This window comes from Streptomyces sp. NPDC039465, from assembly GCF_055639315.1.
In genome coordinates this window covers 651,545-666,113 of sequence record NZ_JBVKAP010000002.1, presented here as the reverse complement: position 1 = coordinate 666,113, position 14,569 = coordinate 651,545, and the positions used below count along the sequence as shown (strand labels likewise).

General features: G+C 74.7%; 14 protein-coding genes. 8 read left to right on the top strand and 6 right to left on the bottom strand.

Annotation, left to right across the window (positions count from 1 at the left end; translation table 11 throughout):
* Positions 1 to 11: 11 nt before the first annotated feature.
* Positions 12 to 1,205: a tetratricopeptide repeat protein gene (locus ACZ7LT_RS09250; RefSeq protein ID WP_471235364.1), complete on the bottom strand. Its 1,194-nt coding sequence runs from the start codon at positions 1,203 to 1,205 to the stop codon at positions 12 to 14.
* 32 nt (positions 1,206 to 1,237) lie between these two features.
* A complete protein-coding gene (locus ACZ7LT_RS09245; protein WP_471235363.1) occupies positions 1,238 to 4,702 on the bottom strand; it encodes a CHAT domain-containing protein in 3,465 nt (1,154 codons plus the stop codon).
* Positions 4,703 to 4,943: 241 nt separating this feature from the next.
* On the opposite strand from ACZ7LT_RS09245, the gene ACZ7LT_RS09240 reads away from it, so the two are divergent.
* Together ACZ7LT_RS09240 and ACZ7LT_RS09235 are read left to right on the top strand one after the other, a co-directional pair.
* Complete coding sequence (locus tag ACZ7LT_RS09240; protein ID WP_471235362.1) at positions 4,944 to 5,414, top strand: hypothetical protein; 471 nt, start codon at positions 4,944 to 4,946, stop codon at positions 5,412 to 5,414.
* The gene (locus tag ACZ7LT_RS09235) at positions 5,411 to 6,322 is read left to right on the top strand and encodes a hypothetical protein (protein ID WP_471235361.1); all 912 of its coding nucleotides are present in this window, start codon (positions 5,411 to 5,413) and stop codon (positions 6,320 to 6,322) included. Before ACZ7LT_RS09240 ends, ACZ7LT_RS09235 begins: the two co-directional genes overlap by 4 nt.
* A 32-nt stretch (positions 6,323 to 6,354) precedes the next feature.
* Here ACZ7LT_RS09235 and ACZ7LT_RS09230 read toward each other — a convergent pair whose 3' ends face one another.
* Entirely contained in the window at positions 6,355 to 6,777 is a 423-nt protein-coding gene (locus tag ACZ7LT_RS09230) for a winged helix-turn-helix transcriptional regulator (RefSeq protein ID WP_471235360.1), read from the bottom strand.
* Between the two features lie 121 nt (positions 6,778 to 6,898).
* Here ACZ7LT_RS09230 and ACZ7LT_RS09225 point away from each other — a divergent pair, with 121 nt between their 5' ends.
* Entirely contained in the window at positions 6,899 to 7,834 is a 936-nt protein-coding gene (locus ACZ7LT_RS09225) for an NADP-dependent oxidoreductase (protein ID WP_471235359.1), read from the top strand.
* Between the two features lie 357 nt (positions 7,835 to 8,191).
* Here the strand turns inward: ACZ7LT_RS09225 and ACZ7LT_RS09220 are convergent, their stop codons facing one another.
* The gene (locus ACZ7LT_RS09220) at positions 8,192 to 8,440 is read right to left on the bottom strand and encodes a hypothetical protein (protein WP_471235358.1); all 249 of its coding nucleotides are present in this window, start codon (positions 8,438 to 8,440) and stop codon (positions 8,192 to 8,194) included.
* 117 nt (positions 8,441 to 8,557) lie between these two features.
* On the opposite strand from ACZ7LT_RS09220, the gene ACZ7LT_RS09215 reads away from it, so the two are divergent.
* A complete protein-coding gene (locus tag ACZ7LT_RS09215) occupies positions 8,558 to 9,760 on the top strand; it encodes an MFS transporter (RefSeq protein WP_471235357.1) in 1,203 nt (400 codons plus the stop codon).
* On the opposite strand, the gene ACZ7LT_RS09210 is transcribed toward ACZ7LT_RS09215, so the two are convergent.
* On the bottom strand, positions 9,696 to 10,634 hold the full coding sequence (locus ACZ7LT_RS09210; RefSeq protein ID WP_471235356.1) for an EamA family transporter: 939 nt from the start codon (positions 10,632 to 10,634) through the stop codon (positions 9,696 to 9,698). The genes ACZ7LT_RS09215 and ACZ7LT_RS09210 overlap by 65 nt on opposite strands.
* Here ACZ7LT_RS09210 and ACZ7LT_RS09205 point away from each other — a divergent pair.
* The 4 genes from ACZ7LT_RS09205 to ACZ7LT_RS09190 all read left to right on the top strand — a co-directional run bounded on the left by ACZ7LT_RS09205 (position 10,633) and on the right by ACZ7LT_RS09190 (position 13,292).
* Entirely contained in the window at positions 10,633 to 11,187 is a 555-nt protein-coding gene (locus ACZ7LT_RS09205) for a MarR family winged helix-turn-helix transcriptional regulator (protein WP_471235355.1), read from the top strand. The two genes, ACZ7LT_RS09210 and ACZ7LT_RS09205, sit on opposite strands and share 2 nt — an antisense overlap.
* 55 nt (positions 11,188 to 11,242) lie before the next feature.
* The gene (locus tag ACZ7LT_RS09200; protein ID WP_471235354.1) at positions 11,243 to 12,520 is read left to right on the top strand and encodes a hypothetical protein; all 1,278 of its coding nucleotides are present in this window, start codon (positions 11,243 to 11,245) and stop codon (positions 12,518 to 12,520) included.
* A 125-nt stretch (positions 12,521 to 12,645) separates the two neighbouring features.
* Positions 12,646 to 12,987 carry a hypothetical protein gene (locus ACZ7LT_RS09195; RefSeq protein ID WP_471235353.1) on the top strand — a complete coding sequence of 114 codons (342 nt, stop codon included), beginning with the start codon at positions 12,646 to 12,648 and terminating at the stop codon, positions 12,985 to 12,987.
* On the top strand, positions 12,984 to 13,292 hold the full coding sequence (locus ACZ7LT_RS09190) for a hypothetical protein (protein WP_471235352.1): 309 nt from the start codon (positions 12,984 to 12,986) through the stop codon (positions 13,290 to 13,292). The genes ACZ7LT_RS09195 and ACZ7LT_RS09190 overlap by 4 nt, the downstream gene beginning before the upstream one ends.
* Positions 13,293 to 13,305: 13 nt before the next feature.
* Here ACZ7LT_RS09190 and ACZ7LT_RS09185 read toward each other — a convergent pair whose 3' ends face one another.
* Positions 13,306 to 14,517 (bottom strand): hypothetical protein, encoded by a 1,212-nt coding sequence (locus tag ACZ7LT_RS09185; protein WP_471235351.1) that lies wholly within the window; start codon positions 14,515 to 14,517, stop codon positions 13,306 to 13,308.
* Between the last annotated feature and the right edge of the window lie 52 nt (positions 14,518 to 14,569).

Genomic DNA, 14,569 nt, shown 5'->3' with positions numbered 1-14,569 from the left:
ACGCGCACCCCCTACCGGCCGCCGTCCCGGAGCCAGGCCAGCTTCTCCTCGGCGGACCGCTGACGCGGGTGCCCGGGCCCGTAGATACGCCGGTAGTCGCGGACGCAGCGGTCGAGGAGTTCGGCCGCCTCGGCGTGCCGTCCCACGTCGATCAGGACGTTGGCGAGGTTGTCCCGGGTCGACACCGTGGTCGGATGGTCCTCGCCGTTCAGGGCCACCCGGCCGGCCAGGACCTCCCGCAGGACGCGAGCGGCGTCCTTGTAGCGCTCCATGGCGTGCAGGACGGCCGCCAGGTTGTTCCGCGCGGTGAAGGTGGCTTCGTCGTGCGCCCCCACGGTCGCCTCGAAGGACCGGATCACGGCGCGCAGCTGCGTCTCCGCCTCGGCGTGCCGGTCCAGCCGGACCAGTACGGCACCGAGATTGGCCCGGGCGGACGCGGTGCGCTCATGGTCACGCCCGTAACGCTGCTCCAGCCGGGGCACGAGCCCCCGCAGCACCCGCTCGGACTCCTTGTGGCGGCCGCACTTGAGCAGCGACGCGGCATGGGAGTTGGCCGCGTTCAGCACATCCGGGTGGTCGGGCCCAAGGAGCCGGGTGCGGCGCTGCAGCACGTCCCGCTGCAACGGCTCGGCCTCCGGAGCGCGCCCGAGGTCCTCCAGCACGGCCGCCAGCCCGGCCGCGCTCCGCAGGGTGTCGGGATGATCGCGTCCAAGGGTGTCCGCCTGGCCGCGGAAGGTGTCGCGCCAGGCCGATTCGGCCAGCTGTAGCTGTCCGGTCCGGTGGAGCACGCCGGCGAGTTCGGCGGACGTGAGCAGGGTCTCCTGGTGGCGGGGCCCGAGGACGCTCCACTGGCCCCGGGCCACCTGCTGGTAGAACGTCACCGCCTGCTCGCCGCGCCCGGGGGTCGAGGCGAGGACCCGGGCAAGTTCGCGCACCGCGGCGAGCGCGTCCGGGTGCTCGGCGCCCAGTTGCTCGATGGCGGCCCGGGCGCGCATGGTGTGCCACTCCTCGGGGGAGACCTCGATCCGCGTGACCTCCTCCTCCGGACGGCCCTCCGTCACCTCCGTGATGACGATCTGCCCGCCGGTCGGCCGCCAGACCCGATCTCCCTCCTGCCCCTGGCCCGGCCCGCTTGCTGCCTCCGCTCCGTCCGCGCCGCTCCCCGCGTCACCCTGTGCGGCCTTGCGCCGCCACCACCGGCTCATCGCGACCGTCTCCTCTTGTCCGTGTGCGTGTCTCAGGCGCCCGCGTGCACGTGGGCGGCCCACAGGCTCGGGCTGGCGGTGAAAGCGGCGCGGCATTCCCGCACCGCCTGGTGCAGCGCGGCTGCCGTCCGGCTGTCGTCCAGGCGTGGCCCGTCGTCGCCGTCGGCGGTACGGAGCCCCCGGTACAGGAGGCGGGTGACGCGGACCGCCACGGCGTCGTGCACCGGCCAGAGCGTGCCGACGGCGTGGGCATATCCCGCGAGCTGGAACGCGGAGGTGATGTGGATGGACTCGTCGGCCAGGTCCCCCTCGGCGCGCGCCGTCTCACAGGCCGAGAGCACCGCGAGCCGGGCGGCCGGCAGGTCGAGCCGGGCGATCTGCCGGACCGTCAGCGGCCGCGTCGGGTGGTCGTGCACGAGGAGCCGGCCCGCCGAGGGGTCGTCGGGCTCGCTGACTCCGTGGCAGGCGAAGTGCACATGAGGGTGATCGGGCAGGGCCGCCATGACCTGGTCGAAGGTGGCCCCTTCCCCGTACAGCACGTCGGTCGGCAGCAGCGCGCGCAGCGCCTCCACCTCCCGGCGCGCCCCACCGAGCGGCCGGGCCCCCGGCGTCTGGGGGAGCGCCACGGCGAGGAGCCGACCGGGCGGCCGTGGGGCGGCGGCCCGCGCCCGGGCATACCGCAGAGCCCTGACGGTCGGCGTGTACGAGGACACCACCCGATCCATGACGGCCTGCGGGACCGCACCGGCGCGGGCCTCCGGCGCCGCTCCTGCCCCGGCCTCCAGCCCCGCCCCCGCTCCTGTGCCGGCCTCCGGCCGCGGCACCGTACCCGCGCCGGCCTCCCGCCGGCGACCCGCCCCCGCCCCGGTCTCCGGCCGCGGCACGAGTCCCGCGCTCTCGCCGTGGTGACCCGCCGCGTGCAGCGGCAGGGCGGCCAGTGGTCCGCCCGGCGACCACCACAGGCGGGGCAGGTCGCCCCCGGCGCCGGCAGCACCGTGCAGCCCCAGCCGGTCGAGCACAGGGCCGGTGACGTGGTCCCACGTCCATGCCAGGACCTCGGCGACGGTCCGCTGGGCGGCCTTGTCGCGGGTCGGGTCCATCGCGTCGACGAGCGCGCGCCGCAGCCGGTCCGCCTGTTCGCCGACCGCGTGCGGCGTGGCTCCCGGCAGCGGTACGAGCAGGACGCCCCCCGGACGCAGGATCAGCGCGTCGCTGCGGTAGCCGCTGCAGTAGGCGAGGACCACCGGGCCGTCTTCCGCGCACGCCAGCAGGGCACGCTCGTCCGGCGCGGTGAGGAAGTCGGAGAAGCCCGGTGCCTCGCGGATCTGAGCCACCAGCTCTTCCAGCCGGCTCGCGAGCCGGTGCCGCTGGTCCGAGGAGCTGTCCGGCAGCCGGCCGAGAGCCGTGTCCGCCGCGTCGACGGCCTCCAGCGCGTCGAGCCGGTCCCGGACCTCGACGAACCGCTCGGCGAGCTCCGGATGGGCGCCGCGCAGCCGTCCGAGCCCGTCCCGGGTGGCCATGGCCCGGCTCAGCAGCACGCCCCGGCCCTGTTCCAGGAGCGCCACCGCGCGCTGCGGCCGCCCTGCGTTGACCGCGCACGCGGCGGCCTCGGCGGCAAGACCCCGCACCCGCGACAGACCGCGCTCCTGATCGCTGCGAGCCAGCCGGCCGGAGGCGGCGAACGGCAGCAGTTCCAGGGCCACCTCATGCCCGCGCAGCGCTTCGTCCCAGCGGAGACCGGCCGCCGCGGCGGCCCCCCAGTCCCAGGCCGCGAGCACCCGCTCGTACGCGGGCAGGGCCTTCATGCCGGCCGCCTCCCGGTAGGCGTCCTCGGCGGCCCGCAGGACCCCCGGGTCGCCGTCCCGGCGGTGCAGGGCGCGTAACGCGTCGCCGTACGACCGCAGATACGTGCCGTGGGACGAGCTGCCCTCCGTGGTCGACCAGACGGCCCGGCCCAGATCGCTCACCGCCTGCTCCAGCAGCCCTTCGCCGCCGCTGTGGTGATGCAGCGTCAGCCGCGCGGAACCGAGATTGGAGAGCACGAGCGCCAGCGCCGGATCGCCGTACGGGGCGTGCTCGGCGGCCTCCTCAAGCAGGGCGACGGCCTCGTCCAGGTCCGCCGGGTCCGCGGCGGCCTGGAACCGCGCGCGCAGCGCGTTGGCCAGGTGGTTCAGCCGGTCCAGGCGGGGCAGGCCGGTTGCCGGGCCCAGTGCCAGGGCCTGACGGGCCACGCGGATCGCCTCGTCGGCGGCGGCCGTGTCACCGGTCGTCTCGTGCCAGCTCTGCAGCACCACACCGAGGTTGCCCAGGCGCGGGACCCGCGCCGTGGGGGAGGGCGGAGCCGCGTCGAGCGCCTCCCGGGCCAGCCGGGTGGCCGCCCGCAGCGAGTCCAGATCGTCGGTCTGCAGGGCGCGCTCTCGCAGGGTGACGGCGAGATTCGCCAGGGTGTCGGCGTACGGACGGGAGCCCGGCCGCTGTCGGGCCAGGGCGGACCGCAGGACGGCGATCGCCTCGTCGAGCACGGCTCCGTCGCCGGTCGACTGGGCCAGACGGTGCAGGGTGTTGCCGAGACTGTTCATCCTGATGGCCCGCTCGGGGGCGTCGGGGGCGTACAGCGGCAGCGCCTCGCGCAACAGCTGCGCGGACTCCCGCAGCAGCGCGGCGTCGCCGGTGCCTTCGGCGGCCAGCCGCAGCGCGACGCCCAGACCGGCGAGCCGCTCGGGGCGGTGCGGGTGGCCGACGCGCGTCTCGGCCAGGGCGGTGCGGTGCACGTCCAGCATCTCCGCCCGGTCCGACTCGTCGGCGTCGTGTGCGTGCCACTGGCGAAGGCCCTGGGAGAGGTTCCCCAGCACGAGCGGGCGCACCTCACTGCCCGGCGGGCTTTCGCGCAGCACGGCCCGCCACAGGTCCAGGGCCTCACGCAGGGCGGCGGTGTCGCCGCTGTGCTCGTATGCGCTGTGCAGCGCCGTGGCGAGGTTGTTGTGGTAGCCGGGCCGGTCGGTCGATGCGGGCGGCAGGATCTCCAGTGCGTCCCGTAAGGCGCTCACCGCCCGGGCCAGGTCCCTCCCGTCGGCCGTGCCCGGGCCCCCGCCGTTTGTGTGCCGCTCCTGCAGGGCCTCGCCCAGGGACGCCAGCACCTGCGCGCCGGTGTCGGCCGTCTGCGGAATGTCGGCCGCCCGGTCGAACAGCTCGATCGCCTGGTCGAGATCGCTCGCGTCCCTGAGGAGGTCGAAGCGCCGGCGGTACGCCAGGGCGAGGAGGGTCACGTCCTGCGCGCGTACGCGAGCGACGGACGCCCGTTCACGACCAAGGGCGATCAGTGCCCCCAAATCAGCTGTGTCACCGGTGAGTTGCCACCGCCGGTACAGGGCGATCAGGAGATTGCCGGCGCGGCCCGGCACGGCAGCGTCGCCGGGCGCCAGGGCCGCGAGCTCCCGGCGGTACGACCGGATGGCCTCGTCGAGCGCCCTGCCGTCGCCCGTCGACAGATGGTGCATCAGCAATTGATCGGCCCCGAGCCGCGCGCCGGAACCTCCGGCCGCCGTCGCATCCGCCGCGCTGACCACGACCACCCCCGGTTTGACGCCGCCCCGGACCGCGTGACTGGAACACGCCTCTCCCGCGTAGCGTCCACGTTACGGCCCGTGTTCACGATAGCCAAGGAGCCGTCGTCCACGCCGACTTCCGGCCGTACAATCGCCCCGAACGGGCAACCGGCGTCCGAGGGGGAGCGGGAGCGTGGCGAACACGGCCGACGGGGCGGGCACAGGCGACGGGGCGCACGCGGCCGACGGGGCCCACACAGGCAACACGCGGCTCGGAGAGCTCTGCCGTCGGCTCGCGGACCCCTCGTCCTCACCGGTGCTCGGCGCCCTGGGCGAGCCGGGCGCGCGGCTCGTCGAGACGATCGTCGCCGCCCTGCGCGACGGCCGTTCCCCCGAGCAACTCGAAGACTCTCTCGACGAGTTGGAGGAGCTGCTGCTGGCCGCGGGACACAGCGCCGGGCTCGGCTCGTACCGCACCACGCCCCCACCCCCCGGCGCCCCCTTCCAGTTCCAGAGCCTGCCGGTGGCCGGGCATCCCGCGCTGTACGTACTGGCCTGCCCCACGGGCCACTGCGGGCGGGTGGAGGCGCCGGACGCCGATGCCCCGGACCGGCCCGCCTGCGGCATCCTCGGCCGGCCGCTGAACGCGGTGCCCCTCCGGTGACCAGCGCCTTCCTCAGTGCGCTGGGCGGCAAGATCGCCGAGCGGTGGCTGACGCTGCTGGCTCTGCCCGGACTGCTCTTCCTCGCCGCCGCCACCACGGCGACGGTGCTCGGCCACGAACACTGGGCCGACATCGGGAAGGTGCGGACCTGGCTCGACACGCTCGCCGCCACACCCTCGTCCCGGAGCGCCGGCGCCATCGCCCTCGTGGCGCTGGGCCTGCTGCTCGGCGCGGCCGCGATCGGTACGGCCGCCCAGACCCTCGGCGCCGCCGTGGAACTCCTGTGGTGCGCCGAGCCCCGAGGACCCCTGCTGCGGCGCCTCGCCGACCGCCGGCTGCGCCGCTGGCGCGCAGCCGACGCGGCGTTCCGCACCGCACTGGTCACGGCCGGCCGCGCCCGTATCGCCGGCGCGGACGACGCCGACCGGCTCGCCGGCCTCGCGGAGAGCCACTACGCCGACCGGGACCGTATCGCGGCCGCCCCACCCCGCCACCCCTTCGCGATGGGCGACCGGCTCGCCGCCCCCGGCCAACGCCTCTGGCGCACCTACCGCCTGGACCTCGCGGCCGCCTGGCCCCACCTCTGGCTCCTCGCCGCCGACGGCACCCGCGCCGAACTCCACGCCGCCCGCGTCCGCTTCGCCGCAGCGGCGCGCCTGTGCGCCTGGGGCGCGGGCTATCTGGTGCTGGGCCTGTGGTGGTGGCCGGCCGCCCTGATCGGCCTCACCGCCACCGCCACGGGCCTCCACCGCGCCCGCGCCGCCGCCCAGTCCTTCGCCGAACTCACCGAGGCCCTCGCCGACCTCCACCTCCGCGATCTGGCGGCGACCCTGGGCCTCCCCTCCGAAAGCCCCCTGGACCGCACCCTCGGCGAACGCCTGTCCCAAGCCCTCCGCAAGCCCTCCTGACCGGCCCGGCGCCGCTCCACCGCCCTTGCCCCTCAGTCGTCGGCCGGGCGTACGGGCTCCACATCGACGGCCGCGCGGCGGTCGTAGGAGCGGCGGGCCGTGAGCACGGCATCCTCGTGGTCCTCGGACCAGGACTGGATCGCCGTCAGCAGGCCGGTGAGGCTGTGGCCGAGTTCCGTGAGTTCGTACACGACCTTCGGCGGGATCGTGGGGTAGACGGTGCGGGTGACCAGGCCGTCGCGCTCCAGGGTGCGCAGTGCCTGGGTCAGCATCTTCTGGGTGACGCCGTCCAGCAGGCGGCGCAGCGCGTTGAAGCGCAGCGGGCCCTGCTGGAGGGCGCCGACCGTGAGCAGGACCCACTTGCTGGTGAGCAGCGGCAGCACCGCGCGGGACGGGCAGGTCTGGAAGTAGGCGTCGGCGCCGCCGAATTGCCGCAGGTCGGTGCAGGTATCCATGAGGAACCTCGATACCAGTGAGGTGCCTTCTTCTCAAGTGCCGCCTCTCCGGCGCAGGCTGGTGTCCGCCGCGCGGCGACCATGACACTTCAGCGAGACGAACAGTAAGAGGGGTGCACCCATGGGTGTGCGTATGCGTGCCGTCAGCCAGACCGCCTTCGGCGGGCCGGAGGAGCTGCGCGTGGTGGAGGTCGACCGTCCGGAGCCGGTGACCACCGAGGTGCTGGTACGGGTCCGGGCGGCCGGTGTGAACCCGGTCGACGCGAAATACCGTACGGGCGTGGTCCCTTGGGGCACGCTGCCGTTCATCCCCGGCTGGGACGTGTCCGGGGTCGTCGAGTCGGTCGCGCCCGGCGTCACCCGCTTCGCGCCCGGCGACGAGGTGTACGGCCTGGTGCACTTCCCGTGGCGCGGCGGCGGCTACGCCCAGTACGTCACCGCGCCGCCGCGCCACCTCGCCCCCAAACCCGCCACCCTGACCCACCCCGAGGCCGCCGCGCTGCCGATGGCCGCGCTCACCGCTTGGCAGGGCCTGGTCGACACGGCGCGCCTGGCAGCCGGCCAGCGGGTGCTGATCCTCGGAGCGGCCGGCGGCACGGGCCACCTCGCCGTCCAGGTCGCCAAGGCGCTCGGCGCGTACGTCATCGGCACCGCGCGCGCGGAGAAGCACGCGTTCGTGCGGGCCATGGGCGCCGACGAGGTCCTCGACTACACCACGACCGATGTCGCCGCGGCCGTACGAGACGTCGACGTGCTCCTCGACCTGGTCGCCGGCGACGACGCGGCGCGCGCCGTGCCCACGCTGCGGCCCGGCGGAATCCTGGTCAGCGCCACACGCGCGGCGGCCGTACCGGGCCTGGAGGCGCCCGGCGCCGCCCGTTTCGCGAGCCTCGGCGTCGAGCCCGACCACGCCGCCTTGGAGAAACTCACCGCGCTGGTCGAGAGGGGGCGCCTGCGCGTGCACGTCGACCGAGTCCTGCCCCTGGCCCGTGCGGCCGAGGCGCACCGCCTGATCGAGACCGGCCGGGTGAAGGGAAAGATCGTCCTGACGCCGTAGGGGCGCACCGCTCGGCGGTGAGACCGGACGGCCGGCCGGTCGGCCGCCGGGGTCGGGCTCGGCCCGGAGTCGGTCGCGCCGCGGGCGGTCTTGCCGGGTCCGTCCGGTCTGGAGCCGGCCGCTCCGCGGGCCGTCCGGGCCGGAGTCGTGCGCCCCGGGCGTGTCCTGCCGGGATCCGTTCGGGCCGGCGCCGACCCCCCCGGGCGCCGCCCCCGGGCCCGGCAGCCGGCCCGCGCCCCCCCGCCGAGACCCACCCGCATATGCCCCCGGCCGATTCGCGCGCACCCCTGGTGTCCGTCCCGCCGAAGTGGCAGGGTGGCGGCAAGCGGTCCTCCTTCCCCCGTGGAGGACCGCTTCTCATCCCGCCCGGCGCAGCCGCGTGCGCAGCCTCAGCGCGGCCGTGCCGCAGCGGCGCCACTGGCAGCGTGGGATTCGGGCCCGGTGGCCGCCGCCCGTGATCAGGGCGTTCACCGGGGTCAGCGGGTCCGCCGCCATCGCCTTGGCCATCAGGACGCCGACGGCCAGCGGAAGGATCGCCGCCGCCAGGGCGGTGCCGGCGCAGGTCATGTGCTGGACGCGGACGTGCCGCGAGGCCTTCGAGGTCATGGCCCCATTCCACCGCCCACCCCGCCCCGCCGGCATGGGGCGGCGTACTCACCTGCCCCGCTCCCCGTACTCACTCCCGCCGCGCCGCGGGCCGTCCGCGGGGATACGGTCGGCGGCATGGATGGTGATCGTCAAGGGTGGCTCCGATGCCTGCTCGGCGGGGCCGTGTTCGTCGTGTGCATGGCCGGTACCACGCTGCCGACCCCGCTCTACCCCCTCTACCAGGAGAAGTTCGGGTTCTCCGAGCTGATCGTGACCGTCGTGTACGCCGTGTACGCCTTCGGGGTCATCGGCGTGCTGCTCCTGGCCGGCAACGCCTCGGACACGCTGGGCAGACGGCCGGTGCTGCTGTCGGGCCTGGGGTTCGCGGCGGCGAGCGCCGTGTGCTTCCTGATCGCCACCGGCCTGGGCTGGCTCTACGCGGGACGGCTGCTGTCGGGCCTGTCGGCGGGCCTGTTCACCGGCGCCGCCACCGCGTACGTGCTGGAGCTGGCCCCACCCGGCGGTGGCTCCCGGGCGACGTTCGTGGCGACGGCCGCCAACATGGGCGGACTGGGCTGCGGCCCGCTGCTCGCCGGCCTGCTCGCGGAGTACGCCCCCGCGCCGCTGCTGCTGCCGTTCGCCGTACACCTCGCCCTGGTCGCCGCGTCCGCCGCCGTCCTGCTGCGGCTTCCGGAGACCGTACGCGAGCGGCGGCCCCTGGCTGCCGTACGGCCGCAGCGGCCGGCCCTGCCCGCGCGGGTAAGGGCGGTGTTCGTGCCCGCGGCGATCGCCTCGTTCGTGGGGTTCGCGCTGTTCGGGGTGTTCACCTCGGTCAGCCCGGCGTTCCTCGCCCGGTACCTGCACGTGGACAACCACGCCGTGAGCGGCCTGGTCGTCGCGCTCGCCTTCTTCGCCTCCACCGCCGGGCAACTCGCCGTCGGCCGCGTCGGGGTGGCTCGGTCCCTGCCCCTGGGGTGCGCCGGACTCTTCACCGGGCTGCTCCTGCTCGCGGGTGCGCTCCACTGGGACCTGCTGGCGCTGGTGGTGCTCTCCGCCGTCGTCGGCGGCGTCGGCCAGGGCCTCGCCTTCCGCGGCGCGCTCTCCGCCGTGGCCGAGGCCTCGCCGGTCGACCGGCGCGCCGCGGTGATCTCCACCCTCTTCGTGGTCGCGTACGCGGGCATCTCGGTCCCGGTGATCGGCGTGGGTGTGCTGGCCGACCCGATCGGCCTGGAGGGCGCGGGGCTGGTGTTCATCGCCTGCATGCTCGTGCTGGTCACCTCCGCCGCCGCCTACCTGCTCCGACGGCCGGTGAGGACGGCCCCTCACCCACGGGTCTGACGGCCCGCCGCGCCGCACGCGCGCGTGGGTGGCCGCGGGGCCGGCCGGCGAGGATGCCGAGCAGGACCAGCAGCAGCCCGGCGACCTGGCGGAGCGTCAGTGTGTCCCCGGCAAGGAGGACACCCAGCAGGACGCCGGTCACCGGGTTCAGCAGGCCGATGAGCCCGACGGTCGCCGCCGGCAGGTGCTTGAGCCCGGCGAACCAGGCGGTGAACGCGAGTGCCGTCGCCACGACGGAGACGTACGCGAACGCCGGCGCCGCCGCGCCGCCCAGCCCGGGCGGCGCGCCCTCGACGACCACGGCGGCGGGCAGCAGCAGCATGCCGCCCGCGATCAGCTGCCAGGACGTCGACGCCAGCACGTCCACCTCGGCGCTCCACCGCTTGGCCAGGACGTACCCGAAGGACGCCGAAAGCAGCGCCGCGACGGAGGCCAGCACCCCCCAGCCGTTCGGCGCCGTGACGCCGCTCAGGAGCAGCAGCCCCACCCCGGCGATCCCCACAGCGGCGCCCAGCAGGGCCCGTACACCAGGGCGCTCCGCGGTGATCGCCCACGCCAGCAGCATCAGGGCGAGCGGGGACGTCGCCATCAGCGCCGACGCCACGCTGGTGGGCAGCAGTTGGGCCGAGACGTAGACGAGGGCGAAGAAGGCCCCCATGTTCAAGGTGCCGAGCAGGGCGGACTTCCACCACCAGGAGCCGTGCGGGAGCCGCCGGCACAGCGCGAGGAGCAGCAGCCCCGCGGGCAGCGCCCGGATCGCCCCGCCGTACAGAGGTGTGTCGGCGGGCAGGTGCGCGTGCGTGACGTAGTACGTCGTCCCCCACGCGATCGGCGCGACGGCCGTGACCAGCATCCACCGTAGAATGCCTTCCATGGAAGCTAATGTACCTTCCCGGGAAGCTATGGGCGATCGGGTCGCCCGCATCCAGACGGAATGGGCCCGCGAACGCCCCGACCTCGACGTCTCACCCCAGGGCGTGATCGGCCGGCTGCACCGCGTGGCAACCCTGCTCACCGACGAACTGAACGTCGTCTACCGCCGCTACGGCCTCGCCGAAGGAGAATTCGACGTCCTCGCCGCACTCCGCCGGGCCGGCGCCCCCTACGAGCGCGCACCCGGCGAACTCGCGGCGTTCACCATGGTCACCACCGGCGCCATGACCAAACGCATCGACCGCCTCGAACGCGCCGGCCTGGTCACCCGCCGCCGCGCCGCCGACGACGGACGCGGCCGGGTCGTCGCCCTCACCCCCGCCGGCCGCGACCTCATCGACCAGGCCTTCACCGCCCACATGCACAACGAGAAACGCCTGCTCGATGACTTGACCACCACCGAGGCCGCCGAACTCCAAGCCCTCCTCACCACCTGGCTCGCCCGCCTGGAGGCGCCGAGGCACCCCGCGCCCGAATCGCCCGCCGACGCCTGACCCCCGACCCCCGACCGCCGTCCCGGCTGTCAGCGCCTCCTCATAGGATCGGCGCATGTCCGGACCTCGAACAACGGTGCGTCACATCCTCCGGTGGTCGCGTCGGCTCATCGCCGCCACCATCAGCCTCTGCGCGCTGCTGGGCGCGGTGCGGCTGATCGCCCCCGCCACCGCGGGCACGGCCGCCGAACCCCCAGGGGTCCAACGGCAGTTGGCCTTCCTCCGCGCGGAACTGGACCGCGGCGCAGGAGACGAGGCCCAGGCGATGTTCCCGGAGGGATACTTCTTCCTGCACGTGCTGTACGGACTCAGCTGGACCGAGATCGGCATCCGGCAACCGGCCGACGAACGGGCCACGGCACTGCGCGAGGCCCGCTGGGCGCTGGAACGGCTGGACGGGCCCTCCGGCCGCGCCCCGTTCAGCGCCGACCTCACCCCCTCGTACGGCATCTTCTACCGCGGCTGGAGCAACTGGCTGCGCGGGGGAGTGCTCAGCCTCCAGGAACCCTCCCGGCGCGACCCGGCCGAACTGCGCCGGTTCGCCGACGACTCCGCCGCCATCGGGGCGGCGTTCGACGCCTCGGCGACGCCCTACCTGCCGGCGTACCCCGGCCAGGCCTGGCCTGTCGACTCCACCGTCGCCATCGCCTCACTGCGCCTGCACGACACCCTGCGGCCCGACCGGTTCACCGGCACGGTCGACCGGTGGCTCACCGAGACCCGCCGACGGCTCGACCCCCGCACCGGCCTCCTGCCACACCGGGCCGACGCCACCACCGGCGCCCCCGCCGAAGTCGCCCGAGGCACCTCCCAGAGCATGATCCAGCGCTTCCTCGTCGACATCGACCCCGCCTTCGCCCGCGAGCAGTACCAGCGCTTCCGCGACCAGTACGTCGGCACACTGCTCGGCCTCGGACCGGCCGTACGCGAATACCCCAACGGCATGGACGGCCCGGCCGACGTCGACTCCGGCCCCCTCCCGCTCGGCGTGAGCCTGTCGGCCACCGTCGTCACCCTCGGCGCGGCCCAGGTCCACGGAGACGCCCCGCTCGCCGGCGCACTCGCCAACCACAGCGAACTGGCAGGCCTGCCGGTCGGCACACCCTGGACCAAGCGGTACGCCTTCGGCCTGCTCCCGGTCGGCGACGCCTTCCTGGCATGGTCGAAGACCGCCCGCCCGTGGGTGGAGCCAACCCCGCCCGCGCCACCGGCGAGCATCTCACCGTGGTGGCGGCTGCCACTGCTCTCGATACTGCTCCTGCTCGGCGCCGCGCCCTGGCTCCCCGCACTGGTCCGCCGCCTGAGAAGCCGCCGCCTCCGGCGGCCCGCCTGAGGGGCCCGGCGGGGCGTAGCTGTCCCGCACTGTTCCGTACAGCGGAACACGTTGACCGGGCCGGACCGCGTCGATGAAGCTCTGCCGTGCCACGTTCGCCTCAGCCCACAGGAAAGGCAACGACCATGCCCTTACGCATCCTTCGGACCGCACTGGCCGCCACCGTCCTCGCCGGATCCGCCCTCACCCTGACGGCCACCCCCGCGCAGGCGGCCAGTGCCTGCAAGACGCTCTACGCGCCCAGCGGCGGCAGCGCCTACATGTGCAAGAGCTGGACCTCCGTCGGCGGCGGCTACTACGACGGCAGGTGGTGGAGCGAGGGCCCCGTGCCGACCAAGGTCTTCCTCAAGGTGGTCGAGGACGGCTGGGAGCACGATGCGGACTTCTCCGGCACCTACAAGCACCGCGCGTACGTCCAGCTCAAGCTCTGCTACTCGCTGACCGGCAAGTGCGGGACTCCCTGGTGACGGCGGCACTGCTCCGTCTGGCGGCGGCATGCGCACTCGCCCTCACCCCGGTCGTCGCCGCACCCACGACCGCGGCCGCCGCACCCGTGCCGTACGGCGACTGCAAGACCTGGAAGGACGGCAACACCTTCGGCGCCGCCTGCACGGGCGGCGGCCGGGCCGCCTACCGGGCCGTGGCCGTCTGCAAGAACGGCGAGTCGGTCGGCGGCCGCGTCATGGACGGCGAGAGCGGGCTGTGGAGCTACGCCTACTGCACCAGCGTCGGTTCCTCACTGTCACGCGGCTACGTCCAATGGTTCCTCTGACGCCGGCCCCCTCTCAGTCCTGCCAGTAGAACAACAGCGTGTGGACGTCGAGCGGGTCGCGCCGGCCGAAGTGGTAGACACCGAGGCCGGTGACCCGGATCGCGCCGGTGGAGCCGTCGATCCAGCGCAGGCCGGCCCCTTCCAACGCCTCGCGGACGGCCGGGTCGTCCTCGTGGTCGCCGGCGAATCGGCCCAGCGTGCTGACGAACACCTCGCCCCCGTCCTGGCCGTACCCGATCACGTGGTACGTACCGCCTCCCTGCTGGTTCGCCTCGCCACAGGAGACCGGCGGCCGCGGCGCGAGCCCCGCCGCGGCCAAGGCGGACACGGCCACCCCCAACTGCTCCTCCACATCAAACGGTTCCGGAGGCTCGGTGCACAGGGCCTCGATCCGCCAGCGCGGATCACTCCGCCCCTCGCACCCCGGACCGTACTCGTGCACGATCGCCCGGCGCAGCTCCTCGTCCAGCCCCTCGACCTCCACCCGAGGCCGCCCCAGCGCCTCGTACACGGCCCGTGTCTCGGCCACGTCGCCGGTCAGCCGGTGCAACGCGTACGCGGCCCACAGGGCGGAGTCCACCGTCGGAGCCCCGGCGAGGTGGCGGCGGATCCGGTCCGGATCGCTGAGCAGCCACTGCGCGAGGTGGGCGACCCGCGGGTCGGGATCGGCGAGCGCGTCGCGCACGTCCTCGCCCGCGCGGGCCCGCAGCCGCACGGCGTAGGCGCGATCCTCGGGCCGCCCGCCGCCGAGCCCGGCGAGTACCGCCGCGGTCCCGTGGCGGTCGGCGAGCGCGTCAAGACCGGCCTCCCCGAACTCCTGCTCATGCCGCCACTCACTGAACGCCAGCGTCGCCAACTCGCCCGCCGCCGAAAGGTCGCCGAGGGCGCCGCGCGCCTTGAGCACCGCCTCCGGCATGCCGTACGCGGCCTCGGAGCGCCGGTCCTCGTGCCGCAGCCACGGCAGGAGCTCCTCCCGGTCCGCCAGGATGTTCAACAGCGCCCTGCGTACCTCGCTCACGTCCCTGGGATCGCGTACGCGGGCGAGCAGTTCGCCGACCCGCGCCTCGGGCACCCGCCCGGCCAGCGCGCCGACGCAGGCCGTCCGGCGCCACCACGGCTGCGCGCGGTCGGCCGCGCACCCCGCGAGCACGTCGGCGTCCTGGGCACGGAGCCCCGCGGAGTCGACAGCGCCGGCTTCCGGTGTCAGCAGTTCGATGTTCGACATCCGCGGATGCTACGTCGCAGGCGGCCGCCACCGCCTCAGGGATTTCTCATAC

What these genes read in the sequence shown, in the direction of transcription:
- ACZ7LT_RS09250 (WP_471235364.1), bottom strand. Translation starts at nt 1,205, where the DNA reads ATGAGCCGGTGGTGGCGGCGCAAGGCCGCACAGGGTGACGCGGGGAGC.
- ACZ7LT_RS09245 (WP_471235363.1), bottom strand. Translation starts at nt 4,702, where the DNA reads ATGCACCATCTGTCGACGGGCGACGGCAGGGCGCTCGACGAGGCCATC.
- ACZ7LT_RS09230 (WP_471235360.1), bottom strand. Translation starts at nt 6,777, where the DNA reads ATGGATACCTGCACCGACCTGCGGCAATTCGGCGGCGCCGACGCCTAC.
- ACZ7LT_RS09225 (WP_471235359.1), top strand. Translation starts at nt 6,899, where the DNA reads ATGGGTGTGCGTATGCGTGCCGTCAGCCAGACCGCCTTCGGCGGGCCG.
- ACZ7LT_RS09220 (WP_471235358.1), bottom strand. Translation starts at nt 8,440, where the DNA reads ATGACCTCGAAGGCCTCGCGGCACGTCCGCGTCCAGCACATGACCTGC.
- ACZ7LT_RS09215 (WP_471235357.1), top strand. Translation starts at nt 8,558, where the DNA reads ATGGATGGTGATCGTCAAGGGTGGCTCCGATGCCTGCTCGGCGGGGCC.
- ACZ7LT_RS09205 (WP_471235355.1), top strand. Translation starts at nt 10,633, where the DNA reads ATGGAAGCTAATGTACCTTCCCGGGAAGCTATGGGCGATCGGGTCGCC.
- ACZ7LT_RS09210 (WP_471235356.1), bottom strand. Translation starts at nt 10,634, where the DNA reads ATGGAAGGCATTCTACGGTGGATGCTGGTCACGGCCGTCGCGCCGATC.
- ACZ7LT_RS09200 (WP_471235354.1), top strand. Translation starts at nt 11,243, where the DNA reads ATGTCCGGACCTCGAACAACGGTGCGTCACATCCTCCGGTGGTCGCGT.
- ACZ7LT_RS09195 (WP_471235353.1), top strand. Translation starts at nt 12,646, where the DNA reads ATGCCCTTACGCATCCTTCGGACCGCACTGGCCGCCACCGTCCTCGCC.
- ACZ7LT_RS09185 (WP_471235351.1), bottom strand. Translation starts at nt 14,517, where the DNA reads ATGTCGAACATCGAACTGCTGACACCGGAAGCCGGCGCTGTCGACTCC.